This is a genomic window from Anaerobranca gottschalkii DSM 13577, from assembly GCF_900111575.1.
Classification (GTDB): Bacteria; Bacillota; Proteinivoracia; order Proteinivoracales; family Proteinivoracaceae; genus Anaerobranca; species Anaerobranca gottschalkii.
The window spans coordinates 71,950-92,891 of the sequence record NZ_FOIF01000005.1; the positions used below are offsets into that span (position 1 = coordinate 71,950).

27 protein-coding genes and 1 riboswitch are annotated in these 20,942 nt (G+C 32.1%); of the genes, 24 read left to right on the plus strand and 3 right to left on the minus strand.

Going from position 1 to position 20,942, the window contains the following annotated elements; all coding sequences use genetic code 11:
• From rsgA to BMX60_RS11995, 6 genes are all read left to right on the plus strand, one after another.
• Positions 1-885: a ribosome small subunit-dependent GTPase A gene (gene rsgA, locus BMX60_RS02855; RefSeq protein WP_177159668.1), complete on the plus strand. Its 885-nt coding sequence runs from the start codon at positions 1-3 to the stop codon at positions 883-885.
• 12 nt (positions 886-897) lie between these two features.
• Complete coding sequence (gene rpe / locus BMX60_RS02860) at positions 898-1,548, plus strand: ribulose-phosphate 3-epimerase (protein ID WP_091348965.1); 651 nt, start codon at positions 898-900, stop codon at positions 1,546-1,548.
• Between the two features lie 57 nt (positions 1,549-1,605).
• Positions 1,606-1,713: riboswitch (TPP riboswitch) on the plus strand.
• Between the two features lie 74 nt (positions 1,714-1,787).
• Positions 1,788-2,594 carry an energy-coupled thiamine transporter ThiT gene (gene thiT / locus BMX60_RS02865; protein WP_091348967.1) on the plus strand — a complete coding sequence of 269 codons (807 nt, stop codon included), beginning with the start codon at positions 1,788-1,790 and terminating at the stop codon, positions 2,592-2,594.
• A 74-nt stretch (positions 2,595-2,668) separates the two neighbouring features.
• The gene (locus BMX60_RS02870; protein WP_091348968.1) at positions 2,669-3,295 is read left to right on the plus strand and encodes a thiamine diphosphokinase; all 627 of its coding nucleotides are present in this window, start codon (positions 2,669-2,671) and stop codon (positions 3,293-3,295) included.
• A 13-nt stretch (positions 3,296-3,308) separates the two neighbouring features.
• Positions 3,309-3,857: a phosphodiesterase gene (yfcE, locus tag BMX60_RS02875; protein ID WP_091348970.1), complete on the plus strand. Its 549-nt coding sequence runs from the start codon at positions 3,309-3,311 to the stop codon at positions 3,855-3,857.
• A gap of 121 nt (positions 3,858-3,978) precedes the next feature.
• A complete protein-coding gene (locus BMX60_RS11995; protein WP_177159669.1) occupies positions 3,979-4,143 on the plus strand; it encodes a hypothetical protein in 165 nt (54 codons plus the stop codon).
• Between the two features lie 137 nt (positions 4,144-4,280).
• Here BMX60_RS11995 and rpmB read toward each other — a convergent pair whose 3' ends face one another.
• A complete protein-coding gene (gene rpmB, locus BMX60_RS02880; protein WP_091348972.1) occupies positions 4,281-4,472 on the minus strand; it encodes a 50S ribosomal protein L28 in 192 nt (63 codons plus the stop codon).
• Positions 4,473-4,718: 246 nt separating this feature from the next.
• On the opposite strand from rpmB, the gene BMX60_RS02885 reads away from it, so the two are divergent.
• The 9 genes from BMX60_RS02885 (at position 4,719) to coaD (ending at position 11,142) form a co-directional block, all read left to right on the plus strand.
• Entirely contained in the window at positions 4,719-5,075 is a 357-nt protein-coding gene (locus tag BMX60_RS02885) for an Asp23/Gls24 family envelope stress response protein (RefSeq protein WP_091348974.1), read from the plus strand.
• Positions 5,076-5,089: 14 nt separating this feature from the next.
• Positions 5,090-6,718 (plus strand): DAK2 domain-containing protein, encoded by a 1,629-nt coding sequence (locus BMX60_RS02890; protein WP_091348975.1) that lies wholly within the window; start codon positions 5,090-5,092, stop codon positions 6,716-6,718.
• Positions 6,719-6,735: 17 nt separating this feature from the next.
• Positions 6,736-7,569 carry a DegV family protein gene (locus BMX60_RS02895; RefSeq protein ID WP_177159670.1) on the plus strand — a complete coding sequence of 278 codons (834 nt, stop codon included), beginning with the start codon at positions 6,736-6,738 and terminating at the stop codon, positions 7,567-7,569.
• A gap of 30 nt (positions 7,570-7,599) precedes the next feature.
• Positions 7,600-8,259, plus strand: a complete 660-nt coding sequence (gene sdaAB / locus BMX60_RS02900) for an L-serine ammonia-lyase, iron-sulfur-dependent subunit beta (protein ID WP_091348978.1) — start codon at positions 7,600-7,602, stop codon at positions 8,257-8,259.
• 13 nt (positions 8,260-8,272) lie between these two features.
• Positions 8,273-9,139 (plus strand): L-serine ammonia-lyase, iron-sulfur-dependent, subunit alpha, encoded by an 867-nt coding sequence (gene sdaAA / locus BMX60_RS02905; protein WP_091348980.1) that lies wholly within the window; start codon positions 8,273-8,275, stop codon positions 9,137-9,139.
• Positions 9,140-9,295: 156 nt separating this feature from the next.
• Positions 9,296-9,514, plus strand: coding sequence for an alpha/beta-type small acid-soluble spore protein (locus BMX60_RS02910; RefSeq protein WP_091348982.1), 219 nt, complete (start codon positions 9,296-9,298; stop codon positions 9,512-9,514).
• A gap of 37 nt (positions 9,515-9,551) precedes the next feature.
• Positions 9,552-9,797, plus strand: coding sequence for an alpha/beta-type small acid-soluble spore protein (locus BMX60_RS02915; RefSeq protein WP_341422802.1), 246 nt, complete (start codon positions 9,552-9,554; stop codon positions 9,795-9,797).
• 305 nt (positions 9,798-10,102) lie between these two features.
• Entirely contained in the window at positions 10,103-10,651 is a 549-nt protein-coding gene (gene rsmD, locus BMX60_RS02920) for a 16S rRNA (guanine(966)-N(2))-methyltransferase RsmD (protein ID WP_177159671.1), read from the plus strand.
• Between the two features lie 5 nt (positions 10,652-10,656).
• Positions 10,657-11,142 carry a pantetheine-phosphate adenylyltransferase gene (gene coaD / locus BMX60_RS02925; RefSeq protein ID WP_091348985.1) on the plus strand — a complete coding sequence of 162 codons (486 nt, stop codon included), beginning with the start codon at positions 10,657-10,659 and terminating at the stop codon, positions 11,140-11,142.
• Here coaD and ylbJ read toward each other — a convergent pair.
• A complete protein-coding gene (gene ylbJ / locus BMX60_RS02930; protein ID WP_091348987.1) occupies positions 11,126-12,349 on the minus strand; it encodes a sporulation integral membrane protein YlbJ in 1,224 nt (407 codons plus the stop codon). The two genes, coaD and ylbJ, sit on opposite strands and share 17 nt — an antisense overlap.
• A gap of 132 nt (positions 12,350-12,481) precedes the next feature.
• Here ylbJ and BMX60_RS02935 point away from each other — a divergent pair, with 132 nt between their 5' ends.
• Entirely contained in the window at positions 12,482-13,279 is a 798-nt protein-coding gene (locus BMX60_RS02935) for a patatin-like phospholipase family protein (RefSeq protein WP_091348989.1), read from the plus strand.
• Positions 13,266-14,258: a YlbL family protein gene (locus BMX60_RS02940; protein WP_091348990.1), complete on the plus strand. Its 993-nt coding sequence runs from the start codon at positions 13,266-13,268 to the stop codon at positions 14,256-14,258. Before BMX60_RS02935 ends, BMX60_RS02940 begins: the two co-directional genes overlap by 14 nt.
• A gap of 15 nt (positions 14,259-14,273) precedes the next feature.
• On the opposite strand, the gene BMX60_RS02945 is transcribed toward BMX60_RS02940, so the two are convergent.
• Positions 14,274-15,488 carry a nucleotidyltransferase gene (locus tag BMX60_RS02945; protein WP_177159672.1) on the minus strand — a complete coding sequence of 405 codons (1,215 nt, stop codon included), beginning with the start codon at positions 15,486-15,488 and terminating at the stop codon, positions 14,274-14,276.
• A 229-nt stretch (positions 15,489-15,717) separates the two neighbouring features.
• On the opposite strand from BMX60_RS02945, the gene BMX60_RS02950 reads away from it, so the two are divergent.
• The 7 genes from BMX60_RS02950 to acpP all read left to right on the plus strand — a co-directional run bounded on the left by BMX60_RS02950 (position 15,718) and on the right by acpP (position 20,570).
• A complete protein-coding gene (locus BMX60_RS02950) occupies positions 15,718-16,911 on the plus strand; it encodes an acetate/propionate family kinase (protein ID WP_091348993.1) in 1,194 nt (397 codons plus the stop codon).
• A 46-nt stretch (positions 16,912-16,957) separates the two neighbouring features.
• Positions 16,958-17,464: a YceD family protein gene (locus tag BMX60_RS02955; RefSeq protein ID WP_091348995.1), complete on the plus strand. Its 507-nt coding sequence runs from the start codon at positions 16,958-16,960 to the stop codon at positions 17,462-17,464.
• 24 nt (positions 17,465-17,488) lie between these two features.
• Positions 17,489-17,662, plus strand: coding sequence for a 50S ribosomal protein L32 (gene rpmF, locus BMX60_RS02960; protein ID WP_072905454.1), 174 nt, complete (start codon positions 17,489-17,491; stop codon positions 17,660-17,662).
• Between the two features lie 190 nt (positions 17,663-17,852).
• A complete protein-coding gene (gene fapR / locus BMX60_RS02965; RefSeq protein ID WP_091348997.1) occupies positions 17,853-18,422 on the plus strand; it encodes a transcription factor FapR in 570 nt (189 codons plus the stop codon).
• Entirely contained in the window at positions 18,423-19,418 is a 996-nt protein-coding gene (gene plsX, locus BMX60_RS02970; RefSeq protein WP_091348999.1) for a phosphate acyltransferase PlsX, read from the plus strand. It begins immediately after the preceding gene.
• 22 nt (positions 19,419-19,440) lie between these two features.
• A complete protein-coding gene (locus BMX60_RS02975) occupies positions 19,441-20,289 on the plus strand; it encodes a DegV family protein (RefSeq protein ID WP_091349001.1) in 849 nt (282 codons plus the stop codon).
• A gap of 56 nt (positions 20,290-20,345) precedes the next feature.
• Positions 20,346-20,570, plus strand: coding sequence for an acyl carrier protein (gene acpP, locus BMX60_RS02980; protein ID WP_091349004.1), 225 nt, complete (start codon positions 20,346-20,348; stop codon positions 20,568-20,570).
• The last annotated feature ends 372 nt before the right edge of the window (positions 20,571-20,942 follow it).

Here is a 20,942-nt window from a genome sequence, read left to right on the forward strand (position 1 = left end):
GTGATCTTTATAGTTTTACATGAAGGTATTATTGTAAAAGCTTTAAGTGGATTTTATTATGTAAAATGGGAGAATAAAATAATTCAATGCAGGGCTAGGGGGAAGTTTAAGAAGGATAACATTAAGCCTGTGGTAGGGGATAAAGTTGAATTTGCACTGATATCCCCTACCGAAGGGGTAATAGAAACGATCAAAGAGAGAAAAAATTGTTTGGTTAGACCAAGTGTTGCAAATATTGACCAGCTTTGCCTGGTTTTTTCCGCTATGGATCCAATCCCCGATTATCTTCTAATGGATAGGCTTACAGTTTTAGCTGGTAAAAATTCATTAGAAGTAATTATTTGTATAACTAAAATGGACTTAATTGATAAGACTTTTTTAGATAATATTGCACAAAGGTTTAAAGATACAGGATATACAATAATTGGAATTTCTAATAAGACTTTAGAAGGATTAGAGGAATTAAAAGAAAAACTTAAAGGGAAAATCACAACTTTATCTGGTCCATCAGGTGCTGGTAAGTCATCTCTAATTAACAATATTAACCCACAGTTTAAATTAGCGGTATCTTCAGTAAGTGAAAAAACTAAGAGGGGTAAACATACTACTACATTTTGTCAGTTACTTGAAGTTATGGAAAATAGTTTTGTTGTGGATACCCCTGGATTTACTTCATTGGAACTAACGGATTTTGATGTCTATGAACTAGACAAATATTTTCCTGAATTCATACCTTTTTCAAATTGTCGTTTTACTTCTTGTTTACATCAAAAGGAAGAAGGATGTAATATAAAATCTGCAGTAGAAAAAGGTTTAATTAATCCTGAAAGATATAATAGCTATCTTATGCTACTAGAGGAAATCCGTGAAAATAATCAAAAATGAGGTGGAATTTTAATGATAAAAATAGCACCATCTTTATTAGCAGCAGATGTTTTAAATTTAGCAAGGGATATAAAAATATTAGAAGAAAGTGGTGCCAATTGGTTCCATATTGATGTGATGGATGGAATGTTTGTTCCTAATATTACCTTTGGTCCCCAATATGTTTCTGCCCTTAGAAAAATTACAAATTTAGTTTTAGATGTCCATTTAATGGTGGAAAAACCTGAACGATATATTGAAGATTTTTGTAAAGCTGGAGCAGATTATGTAACGGTACATTGTGAAGCTACTCCCCATTTAGATAGAACATTACAGCTGATAAAATTTTATGGTAAAAAAGCGGGGGTTGCTTTAAATCCTGCCACCGATGTGAGAAGTATTAAGTATGTATTAGATAAATTAGATATGGTTTTATTAATGTCAGTAAATCCAGGTTTTGGTGGACAGAAATTTATCGAAAGCACATATGATAAATTAAATGATTTAAAAGAGTTGATTGGGGAAAGAAAAATAGAAATTCAAGTCGATGGTGGAGTTAATGATGAAGTAGGCCCTAAATTAGTAGACTTTGGTGCTACTGTTTTAGTAGCAGGTTCATATATTCTAAATCATCCTAACCCTAAAATAGCCATTGATTTATTAAGAAAAAATAATAAAAACTAACTTGTAATTTTTGAAAAAATTTCATATAATTAAAATGTAAAATTTAATAGGGAGACAAAAAACCACTAGGGGAGTTATTACAATAACTGAGAGGATGCTGTGGGCATCTGACCCTTTGAACCTGATCTGGGTAATGCCAGCGTAGGGAAGTCGGTTTAGGATAGGTGTATTCTAAATAAACCGTATTTCCTAGTGGGAAACGGTTTTTTTGTTTACCCTAAATATGGGAGGGATTTTATATGAATCGTAGACAAATTAAAATACTGGTGGAAACCAGTATGATGTTGGCATTGGCTTTTATTTTAAGTTATTTTAGGATAGGTCAAATGCCACAAGGGGGTTCAATTTCTTTACAAATGATCCCAATCTTCTTAATAGCTTTAAGATGGGGATTCAAAGCTGGGACAATAGCTGGAGTAGCCTTCGGTGTATTAAAAATAATTGGACCAGGTTTTTGGTTTGCCCATCCTATCCAGGTGATTTTAGATTATCCATTAGCCTTTGGAGTCATCGGAATTGCTGGTTTATTGAGAGATAATCAGTTATTAGGAATTTCTATAGCTGGTCTTTTAAGGTTTCTCGCTCACTTTATCTCAGGTATAGTATTTTTTGGTCAATATGCTCCAGAAGGCCAATCAGTTTTTATTTACTCGTTAATTTATAATGCTACTTATATGGTACCAGAGATTTTGTTGGTTATCTTTATAACTCCTTATATTGTTAATAAATTACATGATATACCTCATAATAAACCTAAAGAGGAAAGGTTGGTTTTATTAAGTTTATTGATGCCACTATTAATGATAACTGCTTATACTGGACGGGTTGATAATGCCATTGTTAAAGCTATAACAGAAGATAAGGAAGTACAAGTTTTGTTGATGAACATTTTTAAAGGTATTGTTTCACTAGGTTGGTTAGGGGTATTAGTTATCAATATCATAAAATTCTTTAAGGAAAAGGTAAAAACTCCATTGTTTATATTTATTAACTCTCAAGTGGTTGTAGTTTTGGCATATTTGATAATTAACAAATTTTTGAATTAAATCAATAAAAAACCTCCATTTGCCCTTTAAATTTGCAAGATCTAATGGTATAATTTTTTTGGTGGGTGAAAAATATGGCAATTTTGGTTTTCTTAAATGGTAGTACCGTTAAAGATAGCGAATTCTTTAAAGGAAAGATAGAGCTCATAATAGGGGTAGATGGAGGTTTTAATAATATTCCTCCAAAGCTTTTAAAGAACAATAGGATAGAAATCCTTGGTGATTTAGACTCCATTAAAAACTTGCCTCAAAAGTATAAAATCTTACAATACCCTAAAGATAAAGATTTAAGTGATTTTGAACTTACCCTTAAGTATATACATAATAATTATAAAGACCAAAAGGTTATAATATTTGGCTTAACTGGTGGGAGAATAGATCATCAATTATTTAATTTTTTTGTCCTTAAAAACTACATAAAGGATAATTATTATATAGGGGAAACGGAAAATGAAATTATTTATTTTTGCCATAATTTCTTTACTCTAAAAGGTTTTAAAGGACACACTTTTTCCCTTTTTCCATTAGAGAAATTAAATGAATTGACTATCAAAGGGGCATATTATTCTTTAGATAGACAAGATGTCGATTTATACCAGTCCTTAACGTTAAGCAATATAATAACAGGTGAATCTTTGAATATTACCGTCAAAACTGGAAATTTTGTCGTTATAGTTAATAAGACACAGAATAAATGGTAAAGGAAGTGAAGGGATGAAAATAGGTGTTATAAGTGATACTCATGGTGTTGTTAGTGTTTGGGATAAAGTAATGGAAGAATTTTTTGGAGATGTTAGTTTAATTATCCATTGTGGAGATGTTTTGTATCATGGGCCTCGTAACCCTATTGTAGAAGGTTATAATCCAGCTCTATTATCACAAAGGTTAAATTCTTTAAAAACACCTATCATTTTTGCAAAGGGTAATTGTGATGCAGAGGTGGATCAAATGGTTTTAGAACATCCCCTTCAAAATCCCTATGTCTTGATGATTGTAGATGGGAAAAAAATTTTAGCCCATCATGGGCATACTTTATCTTATGGTGATAAAATAAAATTAGCTCAAAAGTACAATATTGATATTTTTATAACTGGCCATACCCATATAGCAGAAATTTATAAAGATGGAAAAACTGTATTTTTAAACCCAGGTTCACCTAGTTTGACAAAAGGGGAATATTCTACCGTTGCTATTATTGAATCTAATGGAATTAAAATATTTGATATAAACTCAAAACTAAAAATAGAAGAATATACTTTTTAAAGGGTCAATTTACAAAGTATAATTTTTATTACAAAAAAGAGCTTTTTGTTTAGCTCTTTTTTTATTATTTTGGCACAATTTTTAGATGTAGTGAATATAATTTAAAATAGGAGGGTTATCTATGGGCAGAAGGAGAAAAAGAGGGGGCAATGGAAGAAAGATATTAGGAATACTTTTTGCTCTTATAGGAGTTTATATCTTAGTTAGTACATTACCTATTTATGTATGGTGGATAGTTATTGGGTTAGTTTTTATTATTGTGGGCTGGTTATTATTTAATGCGTAAGGGAGGGGTATTATGAAAATTTATGCTTACAAATTACCTAAATGTTTAAGTGCAATAGTTAAAGGAGTTTTAAAATTATTTGGCAAGGAAAAATAAAAAGCGCTGTTTAGCGCTTTTTACTCATTAATTTATAAATTTTAAAGGGCCCTTTGAACTTTACCAGCTTTTAAGCAGCGAGTACAAATACTAACTCTCCGAGGTGTACCATTGATCAATGCTCTTACTTTTTGAATATTAGGAGACCAACGTCTTTTTGTTTTTATGTTTGAATGGCTCACTTTAAAGCCAGTATGGCTCACTTTAGCACAGATTTCACATTTTTTTGCCATTAGAATCCACCTCCTTTATACAACATTTAATATTTTAACATACAATTGAAACTATGGCAATAGAAAACGATGGTTTTTCCAATTTTGTTAAAGAAATACTATGTATTTGCAATTATTTATATTATACAAAATTATTATAGACATTAGCAAGTTAGATTTATCCTTTTTTATATACTATTTTCTTTTAATTTTTATGTAAATGTAGTAAAATAATAACAAAGTAGATTTTTATAAGGAGGTACTAAAATGGAATTTACAAATGAGTTTGGTACGGTATCTATTCATAAAGATGTTATAGCTACTATTGCTGGTGCCAGTGCCCTTGAATGTTATGGTTTAATTGGCATGTATTCCCGCAATAATGTAAAAGACGGTTTTTCAGAATTATTGGGTTTGGAAAATTTAAACAAGGGTGTAGAAATCAAAAGTGTTGATGGTGAAATAATAATCGATTTATACATTGTCGTAACTTACGGTACTAAAATAAACGAAGTGGCCTATAATGTAATAGATAAAGTAAAATATACTGTGGAAAGTATCACTGGTTTGACAGTGGCCCAGGTTAATGTAAATGTACAAGGAGTTAGAGTAATTAACAGTTAGAGGAGGAAGACATAATGGATTTTAAATCAATTGATGGCACCCTGTTGAAAAATATGCTTATTGCCGGGGGCCAAGCTTTAAGTTTAAGAAAATCTGAAGTAGATAGCTTAAATGTATTTCCGGTCCCTGATGGAGATACTGGAACTAATATGAACTTAACAATGACATCTGCAATAAATGAAATAAAAAAAGTTAATAGCAATAAAGTAAAAGATGTGGTTAAAGCCTTAGCTATGGGATCCTTAATGGGAGCTAGGGGTAATTCAGGGGTAATTTTATCCCAGTTATTTAGAGGTTTTTCTAAAGTTTTAGAAACTAAAGATCAGATTACTCCTTTAGATTTTGCCCTTGGATTAAATGAAGGAGTTAAAACTGCTTATAAAGCAGTGTTAAAGCCAGTAGAAGGTACAATCTTAACTGTATCAAAATATGCTGCTAAAGCTGCCCTTATGGAAGCTAAACAAGGTAGTGATTTAGTCAAAGTAATGGAAAAAGCTTTAGAACAAGGGGAAATAACACTTAAACAAACACCTGAGATGCTTCCTGTTTTAAAACAAGCGGGGGTTGTAGATTCTGGTGGTAAAGGTTTATTAGTGATTTATGAAGGATGGCTAAAGTTTTTAAAAGGAGAAGAAATAGGGGATATTACCCAAGCCGATGAAGGAATAGTTGATTTTGTTGATGAACATCCTTTAGATCCAAAGGAAATAAAATTTGCTTATTGTACAGAATTTATAATATTTGGTAATAAACTAGATCCAGATAAAATCAGAAATGAATTAGTTGATTTAGGGGATTCATTGTTAGCAGTTGGGATGGAAGATATGGTTAAAGTTCATATTCATACAAATAACCCAGGAAAGGTCTTAGAAGTTGGAACTAAATGGGGAAGTTTAAAAGGAATTAAAATCGATAATATGCTACTTCAAACTGAAGAATTAAGGGAAGTAAAACACAATAAGGTAGAAAATTTAGGACCCAAAAAAGAAGTTGGGGTCATTGCTGTGGCTGCAGGAGAAGGGTTAAAGGAAATATTTATTAGTATGGGAGTGGATTATGTAATTGAAGGTGGTCAAACTATGAATCCGTCTACTGAAGATTTCCTTAAAGCTATGGAAAGTGTAAATGCTGATAGTTTTATTCTTTTGCCCAATAACAGTAATATCGTTTTAGCTGCACAACAAGCAGAAAAAATTGCTACAAAACCTACGAAGGTAGTCAGAAGTAAAACTATACCACAAGGGATAGCAGCATTATTAAATTATCAAAGTGAGGGTATTCCCCTTGAAGAGCTCTATCAAATGATGGAAGAAGCTATAACTAATGTTAAATCAGGTCAAGTTACTTTTGCTGTTAGAGATTCTAAATTTAATGACCTGGAAATTAAAGAAGGAAATATATTAGGTATTGCAGAAAATAAAATTGAAGTTATAGGGCAAGATGTTGAGGAAACAACATTGAGGCTTTTAGATAAGTTAATAACTGAAGATAGCGAAATAGTAACAATATTTTATGGGGAAGATATATCTAAAGAACAAGGGGAGAAGTTAATAGATACTATTATGGAACAATATGATAATGTAGAGGTAGAGCTTCATTATGGAGGACAGCCTTTATATTACTATTTAATTTCCGTTGAATAACCCTGAGGGGGATGATTATGAAGAAGGTAGCGATAGTAACAGATACTTCTGCAGACTTACCTCGAAGTTTAATAGAGGAGTTAAATATTCATGTAATTCCTTTAAAAATCCAAATTTCAACAAACACTTATAAAGAGGGTATAGATATATCCTTTGAAGAGGTTTATAGAAAATTTAGAGATGGTTGTCAAGAAATTATAGTAAACCAACCTTCCCCAGCAGAATTTATGGAGTTATATAAAGAACTTTCTAAGGAATATACAGAAATAATTTCTATTCATCTTTCATCTAAAATAAACGGGACAGTATCTTCTGCAGATATTGCTAAAAAAATGTTAGGTGATTTAGTAGACATTACTATTATAGATTCAGGATTAGTGTCAATGGGCTTAGGGGTACTAGTACTAGAAGTAGCTAGAGCAGCAAAAGCCTTAGAAAATAAAGAACAATTGTTATTGTTAGCTAATAAAATTAAGGATTCAATTAAAGGCTTTTTATTAACAGAGGGAGAGTATAAAAATTTATTTTTACCCCAAATGGATAAGGCTGAAGAACCTTATATCTATAATATTTTTATGTTTAATAGTGAAGGATTTAAATTTTTAGAGGGTCATAGAAATAAAGCTAAAAGTTTACAAGATTTTGTTAATGTTATTTGTTCTCATGTTGATAATGGATTAAAATATAAAATTGCTATCATACATTCTGATAATTTAGAAGATGCCGTTAAATTAAAGGATCTAATTGAAAGTAATATAAAATACGATCATTTGATTTTTTCAGAATTAAGTTCTATATCAGCATATAATTTAGGTTTAGGAGCAATAGGTCTAGTTTTATATCCCGTTTAACTATAGCAAAGATATTAGGAGGTCCCTTCCATGAGTGTATTTGATATTATCGGCCCGGTAATGATTGGGCCATCTAGTTCCCATACAGCAGGTGCAGTAAGGTTAGGTAAAATGGCGAGAACTATTGCCAATGAGCCTATTAGTCATTGTGATATTTTCTTATATGGTTCTTTTGCCAAAACCTATAAAGGTCATGGAACAGATTTAGCTTTAATAGCAGGGTTATTAGGTTTTGATACCGATGATGAAAAAATTAAGGATTCATTTATATTGGCACGGAAACAGCAACTTACCTATCGTTTTATTGAAAGTAATAAAAAAGGTTATCATCCTAATACCGTTGAATTTCACATTGAAACTAAAAGTGGTCAAAGGTATAGAATTGTTGGTTCTTCTATAGGTGGAGGAAATATAATTATTACTGAACTTGATAATTTCAAGGTAAAACTCACGGGAACATATTTTACACTAATTATTCCCCATGAAGATCGCTATGGAATAATTTCAAAAATAACCAGTGAAATAGCAAAGGATCAGGTTAATATAGCCTATATGCGGGTAATTAGGGAACAAAAAGGGGTAAGGGCATTAATGGTAATAGAAACAGATCAGCAAGTATCCCAAAGTTGTTTAGATAATATGTTAAAACTCGATGGTGTACTAAAAGTATCTTTTATTAACCCAATTTAGAAAGGATGTTATTATGCACTTCCCAGATAATCTAAAAGACATGCTAATTAAAGCAAAAGAAATGAATTGTTCCTTATCAGATTTAGTTATTAAAATTGAAAGTGAAAAGGCCGAAAAGTCTACAGAGGAAATTTTCCAAAAAATGATGGGTTATTGGAAAATAATGAAAGAGGGTATTAACAAAGGAATAGAAGAAAATATTAAATCAGTATCTGGGTTAACGGGAGGAGATGCTAAAAAATATCATTTAGAAAATAAAGGTTTATTAGGAGAAATTGCTCAAAAAGCTGTTGCTTATTCTATGGCTATGGCAGAAGTTAATGCGGCTATGGGTAAAATTGTAGCAACTCCTACAGCCGGCTCTTGTGGTATTTTGCCAGGAGTTTTACTTTCAATTTCTGAAGCTAAAAAAATAGAAGACGATAAAGTTGTGAAATCTTTATTTACAGCTGCATATATTGGGCATGTTATTGCTAAGAAAGGTACTGTGGCAGGAGCTGAAGGGGGATGTCAAGCAGAGTGTGGTAGTGCTGCAGCTATGGCTGCCGCTGCTGTGGTGGAATTATTAGGAGGGGAATTAGAAAATATTTTAGATGCTGTAGCTATTGCTTTACAAAGTATTATGGGATTGGTCTGTGATCCTGTCGCTGGTTTAGTGGAAATTCCCTGTATAATCCGTAATGGGAGCTGTGCCGTTACAGCAGTAATGGCTGCTGATTTAGCTTTAGCGGGGGTAAAAAGTGTTATTCCTGCTGATGAGGTAATTTCCGCTATGGCGGAAGTTGGTAGTCTTCTACCAGTAGAATTAAGGGAAACATCTATGGCAGGTCTAGCAAATACACCGACGGCAAGGGCTATAGAAGAAAAGCTTGGAGGTTAGATAAAATAGAAAAAAGCGAGATAATTTTCAAATCTCGCTTTTTTTATTTTTTTATTAGTTATTGTTATCATTTCCACTTGTGGAAAACACTTCTAGCATACATCTATTTAATCAGTGTAATAATAAAAATACCAAGGAAAAAGGAGGTGAACACAAATGGCACGTAAAAGAAGAAGACGTAGTTTGGTTCCCCAAGCTGAACAAGCTCTAGATCGTTACAAATATGAAATAGCTTCTGAATTAGGTTTAACTAACCAAATTCAAACTGGTGGATGGAATAACCTAACCACTAGACAAGTAGGCCAAATTGGTGGTCAAATGGTTAAAAGAATGATTCAAGATGCAGAACAACAACTTCAAGGAAAACAATACTAATTTAAATAAAAAATTAACAAAGGAGGTGTAAAAATAGATGGCAACTATGAATCCTAATACTAGTGAAAGACAACAAGGGTTTTCAGAACAGCAAATATTAGTACCACAAGCTGAGCAAGCTCTAGAAAATCTTAAAAACGAGATTGCTTCAGAACTTGGATTATCTCAAAAAATCCAATCTGTTGGTTATGCCAACATGACTCCTTATGAAGTAGGTAAAATTGGTGGCCAAATGGTTAAGAGAATGATTGAAATGGTTGAAAACCAAATGGCCAATAAGTAAATTGGTATGAAAAGGGTGCTCTTTTGAGCATCCTTTTTTTTTTGACCCACAACTATAATTCATAATTATACCGGCGGTGGGGGCCGCCGGTCTGGGAGAGGAGAAACCGGAGGAAGAGTTATGGGGAAATGGTTTGTTTTTTGCTGCAAAGATTAGTGTGTTTTAAAATTTAACCTTTGCTGCATCTCCGGTTCATTATATATATTTCCTTTTTTTAAGTTATTTATTCAAAAAAAATAAAAAAATCTTTTTAGTTATTTGCTAGATTTAAAGGAAATATGGTAAAATTAGCAAAGGTGATGTTTATGAGAGTAATAGCAGGAGAAAAAAGGGGATTTCCACTAAAAAGTCCAAAAGGCTTAAATACTAGACCTACATCAGATAAAATTAAAGGAGCTATCTTTAATAGTTTAGCAAATTACGTAGATTTTATTGATAAAAAAGCTATAGATTGTTTTGCGGGAACAGGAGCTTTAGGAATAGAGTTTTTAAGTAGAGGAGGAAGTTATTGTACTTTCTATGAATTGAATTCACAGTCTTTAAATTGTATTAAAGATAATTTGAAAAAAACTGATTATGAAAATAAAAGTAAAGTTGTTAAAGGTAATGTAATAACACATCTAACTAAAACTTCAGAAAAATACCATTTGTTTTTTGTAGACCCTCCATATAACCAAGGTTTATCTCAAAAAGTAATTGATTTAGTTGTAGCTAAAGATTTACTTTTAAAAGATGGAGCTATAGTTATAGAAACAGATAAAAAAGAAAATCTTGATATTGCAAATCACTACTTTATTCTTGCAAATGAAAAAAATTATGGTGACACTAAAATTACTATTCTTTTAAGGAGTTGATGTAAATGAAGAGGGCAGTATACCCAGGTAGTTTTGACCCAATTACAAAGGGGCATTTAGATATTATTAAAAGGGCTAGTAAAATTTTTGATGAAGTTATTGTTGCTGTTGCTACTAATTCCAGTAAGAAACCTTTATTTACTATAGAAGAAAGAATAGAAATAATAAATAAGGTAGTTCAAGACTACCCAAATGTAAAAGTTGATACTTTTAATGGTTTATTAGTGGAATATTGTTCTAATAAAGAAGCTTATGTCATTATTAAAGGGTTAAGGGCGGTATCGGATTTTGAATATGAATTTCAAATGGCTTCAATAAACAAAAAATTGAAAGAAAATATAGAAACCCTTTTCATGATGACAAATACAAAGTATTCTTATTTGAGTTCTAGTTTAGTTAAAGAAATAGGAAGGTTAAATGGTTCCATAGAAGACCTCGTTCCTCAAGAAATAATACCTATTATATTAAAGAAACTTAATTCTTTACAGTAAAGTAGGCAATTTTAATAGATTTATATACCAAGATGATTGTAAAAAATAGAAATAGTAATATTAAAGGAATAAAAAGTAAGGTAATTCTTGATAAGATAAATGACAGTGAAAAGGTAGGGGTTTGGGTTAGAAAAACAGGTAAACTTGTAGGAAGTACATTTATTATACCAAATTTAACCAGTAAATAGGTGTATGTTGCGGCAAAGAATCCATGGAAAATTCGAGCAAATATAAAGGGTTTAATATTTAAGTCTGTATGACTTACCATACTTGCCACTTGAGCTATAACTGAAATACCACTAAAAGCAATAATAAATCCCACTGCCACAAGTTGAGATAATGGTGCAACATCACTGATGGCAGCTTTTTGACAACCTATGGTAACTTCAAAAATCCCGCTTATATAGGCTACTATTAAGTTGAAAGTAGCACCTAAAGGTTCAAAAAATCTTAACAAAATAGTAGCTAAAAAACCTACTAAACCGATTTTTAATAGAACCCTAATCAATACAGAAAATAAAATAATAAAACCACCAATAGCTAACATGGTAGAGACGGATTTTCTAATTGCATCTCCCAATAACTTACCAATTGGTCTACCATCTTCTTCTCGGGCTTTTTTTAAATTTATTAAAGCCCTTAATAGAATATTTTGTTTTTTAGAGAATTTATCCTTTATATCAGATCTATCATTTCTTTTATAAAAAGACATTAGGATCCCAACTGTAAAGCTAGAAAGGTAGTGGGCAGCGGCAATTAGCATTCCATATTCTACTTTGTGAAACATACCTACAGCTACTGCCCCAAACATGAATAGTGGATCAGCGGTATTAGTAAATGACATTAGTCGTTCACCTTCAGTTTTATTGCAAAGACCTTTATGGCGGAGTTCACCGGTTAAAATAGAACCAATAGGGAATCCAGATGCAAGACCAACGGCCATGACAAAGGAGCCTGCCCCTGGTACATTAAAAATAGGGCGCATAATTGGTTCTAATAAAACCCCCATAAAGTGTACTACTCCCACTCCCATAAGCAATTCTGCAGCGATAAAAAAAGGAAGTAGAGCAGGAAAAACTACATTGAACCATAGATTTAAACCATCTTTTGCAGCACTAAAAGCATCTTCAGGGTATAAAACCATTGAAATAGCTAAAAATACTGTACAAAAAGCTCCCAAATAAATTAATATATCTTTTTTCCTCATATCATCCTCTCCTATAAATTAGTCTCTTCTAATCATATTTTAAAAAAATTATAAGTATGCATCTTTTTATTCGCTAAAAAAGGTAATAAAATTGGATGTTTATATCATAACTTATGTTAGGTGGTGGTAAACTTGAAGAAGGATAGGCCTAGAGTTGGTTTAGCTTTAGGAGCAGGTGCTGCGAGAGGTCTGGCCCATATAGGAGTCTTGAGGGTTTTAACAGAGAACAATATTCCTATAGATTATATTGCTGGAACTAGTATGGGTGCTTTAATAGGCAGCTTATATGCTGTGGGGATTTCCCCTAATATGATAGAAAAGTTAGCCACTAACCTTTCAAATTCTTCTTGGGTTGATTTGACATTACCTAGAAAAGGACTAATTGCAGGAGAAAGAATAGAAGAAATGCTAAGACTTCTTACTAGGGGATGTAATATTGAAGAAACTAAAATACCTCTGAAGTTGGTGGCTACAGATATAAAAAATGGAGAAAGGGTAATAATAGATCAAGGGCCTTTATATAAAGCTATCCGAGCTAGTATTAGTATTCCTGGAATTTTTAAACCAGTAGAATACTTAGATCGTCTTTTAGTTGATGGAGCTTTAGTTGACAGGGTACCAGCTTCTATAGTGAGGGAAATGGGAGCAGATTTGGTAATTGCAGTAGATGTAAATACCTTTAAACCAACAATTGATGTTCATAATATTTTTGATATTCTTTTACAAACCTTTGATATTATGGAAAGGGAATTAGTAAAATATAAAAAAATAGATGCTGATATTCTTATTCAACCTAAGGTAATGGATATTGGAGCAATGCAGTTTTCTAAAGTTGATGAAGGAGTAATGGCAGGGGAGGAAGCTTGTAAGAAGGTATTAAGTAAAATTAAAGAAAAGCTAGGGATGGAGGAGTTAAATGAAAAACAATAGAATTATTAAAAAAATTTCTCTGGCGATATTAATTATTTCTTTAGTAGTTTTCTTATTATTAGGAGATACCGGTTATTTAGCGGTATTTCCAGGATCAGCAATTTTGGTAGAAGAGTTGGTAGAAGTAGAAGGTTATCCCCTTCAAAATGGTGATTTTTACTTATTAACGGTAAGTCAACAAAAGGCATCACCAGTTTTATTTTTATACGGCCTTTTATCTCCAAAGACGGATCTTTATAAAAGGGAAGCTGTTATTCCTCCTGATATGGATTTGGAGGAGTATTATGAATTATCTAAAGAAATGATGGTTAACAGTCAAATCAAAGCAAAATATGTTGCTTTAAAACATTTAGATTATGATGTTAAAATTACTTCTGAAGGGGTTTTAGTAGAAGGGGTATTGCAAACAGGAACAGCTTACGGTTTATTACAAGAAGGAGACTTGATATTAGCTATTGATGGTGAAGAAGTGTTCTTTGATGAACAAGTAATAAGAGAAATAAGAAATAAAAAAATAGGGGAAAGTATTAATATTAAAATTAATAGGGATGGTAAAATATTAGAAATAGATGTACCTGTAGGGGTAAATCAGTCATCACCAGAGACTCCTGCTTTAGGAATTTGGGTAAGAAATAAAAAATTAAAGCTAGATTCTCCCTTGGATATAAAGATCAATACTGGAAATATAGGGGGACCTTCAGCGGGAATTATGTTTGTTTTGGAAATATATAATCGCTTAACGGCAGAGGATATAACAAGTGGGTTAAGTATAGCAGGAACTGGAGAAATACGTTGGGATGGAACAATTGGTCCTATTGGAGGGATGAAACAAAAGGTCTTTGCAGCAGAAAAAAAAGGGGCAGATCTTTTATTCTGTCCCGTAGAAAATTACCCTGAAGCCAAAAGATATGCAAAAAAGATTGAAGTTATACCTGTCTCTAGTTTAGAAGAAGTGTTAGATTATTTGAAAAATAAATAATTAAATGAAGAAGATTTAAGTTAAAATAACGGCATTTTGGGTATACTCTAAGCCTAAGGTAAATTTTTTATAAAAGAACTTGGAATAAATATTTGTTGCAGAATTCTCGAATAGTAATTGTCTTTTTTCAACGGTTCCATTATTAAATTCTTTTAATAGTTTGTTATAATTTAAAGAATAAGGAACATTGCAGTTGCTCTTTAAAGATTTCAAAAGATTTAGCCCTTCTGGAGAACATCCAAGGATCCGTAAATAATTACCAGGGTATTCATTAGATTCTAATAGTAATTCCTCATTTAATTTTAAAATAAAATGGAGAATGATTCGAGAAATTCTACTTTTAGCAAATCTTTTTGAACGTACTAATCCAATAAGCTCACTAATGTTAGAACTTTCTATAGCCTTTTGAAAAATTCTATTTTCTAGGCCTACTTCAACTCTAGCCAATTCTTTTAATCCTTCTGTACCTTCTCGTAGTAAAAGGTGATAGAAAAATTCAGACATTTGATCCAAACTTGCCGGTATTTGTTGTTTATTTAAAGTATTAATTAAAATTTGGTAACTTGAATTAGGAATATATTTTTTTATAGTGGGATTATTGTTTTTTATTAAAGGTCTAAGGGCTGTAGCACTGGCTACAGCTATTTCATTTTGAGGTAAAATGGGGTCATTATAATTATTATTAAATCTCTTAATAGTATCAACATTGATAGGGAGTTTTTTCCTCAAAATTTCTTTAAGATATTCTATAGCTAAAATATTATTAGAACCTTTTAATATTTCTTCATCATTAAGTAATTGTTTTAACCCCTCACTGTAGCTAATTCCCTTTTTTAATATTTCTTTGATCATCCCCTTTTGTTCAAGGTCTAATAACTTTTGAGCAATAGCTTTTAAACTGTTAATATCACCTTTTTCTGAGCCGAAAACTAGATGGGTTACTATTCCGGTGTTAGCTAAGATATTTACTGCACCTTTTGCAAATCCTTCAGCACTTTGAGTTGCATAGACTGTTGGTAATTCAATAACTAAATCAACACCATTATTGAGGGCAATTTCTGTTCTTGCCCACTTATTAATTATAGCAGGTTCACCCCGCTGTACATAGTTACCACTCATTACCCCTACTACATATTTGCAACCTGTAAGTTCTTTTGCTTTTTCTAGATGGTATAAATGACCATTATGAAATGGATTATATTCTATAATTACACCTAAAACCTTTTCCATCATTATCACCTTTTCTGATTTTTATTTTATAGATTAAGTTAATTATAGCATAAGTTATCCCTTTTTATTAAATACTATATCTACATAAAAGTTAAAGGTTTTTATTGCTTTTGTGAGTAGAGAGATAATTATTTTAATAAAAATTTAACGGATAATACTTGAAAAACCTGTCCATAACTAATAGAATAATATAGGGATTGTTGTAATAAAAATTAAGGAGGTTAATACATTGAAAATTTTAGTAGTAAACTGTGGAAGTTCTTCATTAAAGTATCAATTGTTTGATATGAATGGAGAACAAGTATTAGCAAAAGGTATTGTAGAGAGAATTGGAATTGATGGGGTTTTAGTACATCAAAAAGGTGAAGGTGATAAAGTAAAAATTCCTAATAACATACCAAATCATAAAGTAGCAATTGAGCTAGTAATTAATACTTTGACTGATAAAGAATTAGGAGTTTTACAGGATATTACTGAAATTGAGGCAGTAGGACACAGAGTTGTTCATGGTGGTGAAGCATTTTCCCAGTCAGTTCTTATTGATGACTCTGTAATGGCGACTTTAAATAAATGTATTGAATTAGCACCATTACATAACCCGCCAAACATAATGGGTATAGAAGCTTGCGCCCAAGTATTACCAGGGGTTAAGCAAGTAGCAGTTTTTGATACTGCTTTTCATCAAACAATGCCTAAAAAGTCTTTTATTTACAGTTTGCCATATGAAGCCTATGAAAAATATTCTATAAGAAGATATGGTTTCCATGGTACTTCCCATAAATATGTAGCACAACAAGCTGCAAATCTTTTAGGTAAAGATTTAAAAGATCTTAAAATAATTACATGTCATTTAGGTAACGGAGCGAGTATTACCGCTATTGATGGTGGAAAATCTGTAGATACCAGTATGGGCTTTACTCCCCTTGAAGGTTTAACTATGGGAACAAGATGTGGAGATATTGACCCTGCTATTGTCTTCTATCTTATGAAGAAAATGGATCTAGATTTCGACGGAATCAATGATTATTTAAATAAAAAGTCAGGGGTATTAGGTATTTCTGGAGTTAGCAGTGACTTTAGAGATATTGAATCAGCGGCAGCAGAAGGAAACGAAAGGGCTCAATTAGCTTTAGATGTTTTTATACACAAAGTTAAAAAATATATTGGAGCTTACACAGCTGTTCTTGGCGGTGTAGATGCTATTGTCTTTACCGCAGGTTTAGGTGAAAACTCACCTGAAACTAGAGAAGCAGTTTTAAAAGGATTTGAATACCTAGGTTTAGAAATCGATACTGAAAAAAATAAAGTAAGGGGCAAAGCCGTTAATTTCTCCAAGGAAGGTAGCAAAGTCCAAGCATTAGTAATTCCTACTAACGAGGAATTAATGATTGCTAGAGATACTCAAGCTATTGTAAAAAAATAGAACCTTGACTTTTTCCTTGTAGTGTTATAAAATTGAGGGTGATTTCATGAAAGGGTTACAGGCAATAAACCTTGATGAAATAATTAAACAGCCTAATTTAACTAAACAATTTTCTTTTAATATAGACCCAACTGAAATAAAAGAATTAACAGGATATATAAACCCAAGTTCACCGATACGACTAGACCTTTCTATTAGGTTTGCCGATGACATTTTTTATGTTACTGGTGAATTGACCGGTGTATTGGAACTTGAGTGTAGCAGGTGTATGGAGACTGTTGCTTATGAAACAAACTACCCCATCGCCGAACGTTATAGTCTAAAAACCCAAAAGGATGAAGATATTATAATTTTAAGTAAAAGTAAACTTCAAGTTGAAGAAATCCTTAGGGAAAGTTTAGAATTTGCTATGCCTGTAAAAGTCCTTTGTAAAGAAAGTTGTTTAGGATTATGTCCCCATTGTGGCTGTAATTTAAATTTATCAACATGTCAATGTCTAAAGGATCAAATTGATCCTAGATTGGCAATTTTAAAAGATTTATTAAAAGAATAACCTATGTTAGGGAGGTGGATATAAATGGCAGTACCTAAGCGGAGACAATCTAAAGCACGTCAAGCTAAAAGAAGAGCTAATTGGAAGTTAGAATTACCTACAAATATGGCATGTCCACAATGTCATCAACCTAAATTACCACATAGAGTATGTCCTGAATGCGGATATTATAAAGGTAAACAAGTTGTAGGTAAATAATTTAAAGGCAATATTTATTGTAGGTTTACAATAAATATTGCCTTTAATTCTTTTCTATGAAAAAATACTAGAATAAATATTTAAATAAATTTTTACAAAAGATAAAATTATAGCTTGCATAATAACTAATATACCTTTATAATTATTAATATCTGGTACTAATATATGGTTACAATATGGGAGGTATAACATGGCTAGGGGAAATAAAAATAAGAAGTTAAGGCATCAAAGTTTACTTAAATTAATTGAAGAAAATCCCTTTTTAACCGATGAAAAACTAGCTGAAAAGTTGGGGGTATCTATTCAAACAATCCGACTTGATAGGTTAGAATTAGGTATTTCAGAGCTAAGGGAGAGAACTAAGAGTATGGCCCAAGAAGTGTACTCTGAACTCCGCTCTTTAAATAAACAAGAATTAGTGGGAGACTTATTATCATTAGATTTAGGGAAAAGGGCTATTTCCCTCTTACAAACAACAGAGGCAATGGCTTTTCAAAATAATAATATCGTTAGGGGACATTACATTTTTGGTCAAGCCAATAGTTTAGCTGTAGCAGTTATTGATGCTACTGTAGCTTTAACAAAAGAAGCAAATATAAAATACTTAAAACCAGTATATGGTGGAGAGAGATTAGTAGCTGTAGCAGATGTTATTAAACAAGATGGTAATAATTTTTATGTGGAAGTAAATACTTCCAGTGACGATAAACAGGTTTTTCATGGTAAATTTGTCATAATACAGAAAGGGGAGGTAAAATAGATGGTTAAAATTGCTTTAGATGTTATGGGGGGAGATAATGCTCCACAAGCTCCAATTTTAGGAGGTGTAGAAGCATTAAAAACTGATAGTGAACTATACATATATTTTGTGGGACCGGTGCAGGCTATAAAGGAACAATTATCTAAATTAGATATAGAAAAACTTGAAGGACGTTATGAAATAATAGATGCCCAGGAAGTAATAACTAATGATGATAAACCAGTGGAAGCCGTTCGTAGGAAAAAGGATTCTTCACTAGTGAAGGCAGTGACTTTAGTAAAGGAAGGTAAGGCAAACTCTGTTGTCACAGCAGGGAACACTGGAGCTTTTATGGCTGCAGGTTACTTTATATTAGGTAGAATTAAAGGTATTTCAAGACCTGCATTAGCACCTATTTTCCCAGCTCAAGGAGGCAAACACACTGTAGTGTTAGATATTGGTGCTAATATGGATGCAACTGCTGAAAATTTATTACAATATGGGAAAATGGGAAGTATTTATGCTCAAAGGGTATTTAATATAAAAAATCCTAAAGTTGGCCTTCTAAATGTAGGAGTTGAAGAAGGTAAAGGAAATGAGGTTACTAAAGCAGCCTATGACTTACTGAAAAATGATCCCAGTATTAATTTTATAGGGAATGTTGAGGCAAGGGATGTGCCTATGGGTGTAGCTGATGTTATAGTTTGCGATGGTTTTGTAGGGAATGTAATGCTCAAGTTTATGGAGGGTTTAGCGTCATCTATATTTGCTTCTTTAAAAGAAGAATTAACCCGAGGAGTTTTTAGAACTATAGGTGCTATGTTATTAAAGCCTGCTTTTAAAGACTTTAAGAAAAAGATGGATTATTCAGAACATGGTGGGGCTCCACTTTTAGGAGTAAAAGGTGCATGTATAAAGAGTCACGGTTCTTCAGATGCTAAAGCAATTAAAAATGCAATATTAAAACAAGGAAAGGGGATGATAGAAGTACTAGAGAAATTCAATGAAGGAATTTAATATTTATGAAAGGAGAATTTAAATGGCAATTAAATTAGTTGTAGACAGCACTGCGGATTTATCTCAAGACATCATAGAAAAATATGACATAACTGTAGTTCCTTTAAATGTTCATTTTGGAGATGAAGTTTTCAAAGACGGAGTAGATTTAAATACAGAGAGCTTTTTTGCTAAACTACAAAATTCAGAAGTTATGCCTAGAACTTCCCAACCATCTCCTGGGGATTTTTACAAAGTATACACTTCCCTTTTAGCAGAAGGACATTCCATTATTTCTATCCATATTTCCTCTAAGTTAAGTGGAACTTATCAATCTGCTGTAATTGCTAAGAATATGTTAGAGGATGCTGACATAACTATTATTGATTCAAAATCAGCTTCACTAGGTTTAGGATTAATAGCTTATCAAGGGGCAAAACTAATAAAAGAAGGTAAGGGTGTTAAAGAAATACAAGAAATATTAAACAAAATTATCGAAGATCAGTTAATCTGCTTTGGTGTAGATACTTTAGAGTTTCTACAAAAAAATGGACGTATAGGTAAAGCTTCAGCACTCATAGGTACTTTATTAAATGTTAAACCAATTCTCACCCTGAATTCAGAGGGAATCGTAGCTCCTTTAGGAAAAGTAAGGGGAAAAAATAAAGTCATTCCTTACTTAGTGGAAAAGATTAAAGAAAAATTTAATGATGATTTAGTTAATGTAGCAATTGCCCATGCCTTAACTCCTGAGCAAAAAGATGAGTTACTGGCTTATGCTATACAAGAGTTAAATATTAGTGAGATATTAGAAGGTAATATTGGTAGTGTTATTGGGACAAATACAGGTCCTGGTGTAATTGCCATAGTTGCCCATAAAAAAATAGTTTAGTAACTTGCAAATAATAACAAAAGTAGTTAAAATATATGGGGAAGGAGGTGGCCCTGATGAGCGTATTTGACAGAGTAAAGAAAATAATAGTGGAACATACCAATGTAAGTGAAGATGCTGTAACTTTAGATGCTAGCTTCCAAGATGATTTGGATTTAGATTCCCTTGATATTATGGATTTACTTATGGTATTTGAAGAAGAGTTTGATGTGCAAATTCCAGATGAAGAACTACAGAAAATTAAAACTGTAGGTGATGTAGTAAATTATATCAATGAATAATATATAAGTAAGCCCCGTGATCTACGGGGCTTATAAAAGGTAATGTAAAAAGTTCTATGAAAAAATAGATTAAATACCACACGAACAGATTAGCATAAAGAAAAATAACGTAATCGCTCTTGACAAACAGTCTTAAAAGGCTAATTCAAAGATAACAAGGGCGAAGGGAACAAAAGAAAGGCATAACAAATAAGCCCTTGACGTTACCAATTTTAGCCTTTTAAGACTTCGGTTTGTCAAGAGTTCGCAAGCCGATTACTAGTTCCTGCCCGGGCTCTGCTAAACAAAAGCTAGGCTGTTTCTTCTGTAATCCATTGTTGGGCTAATTTAATAAGTTTTGCCCACTTTGCAGGCATAGTAGGAAGGTTACTA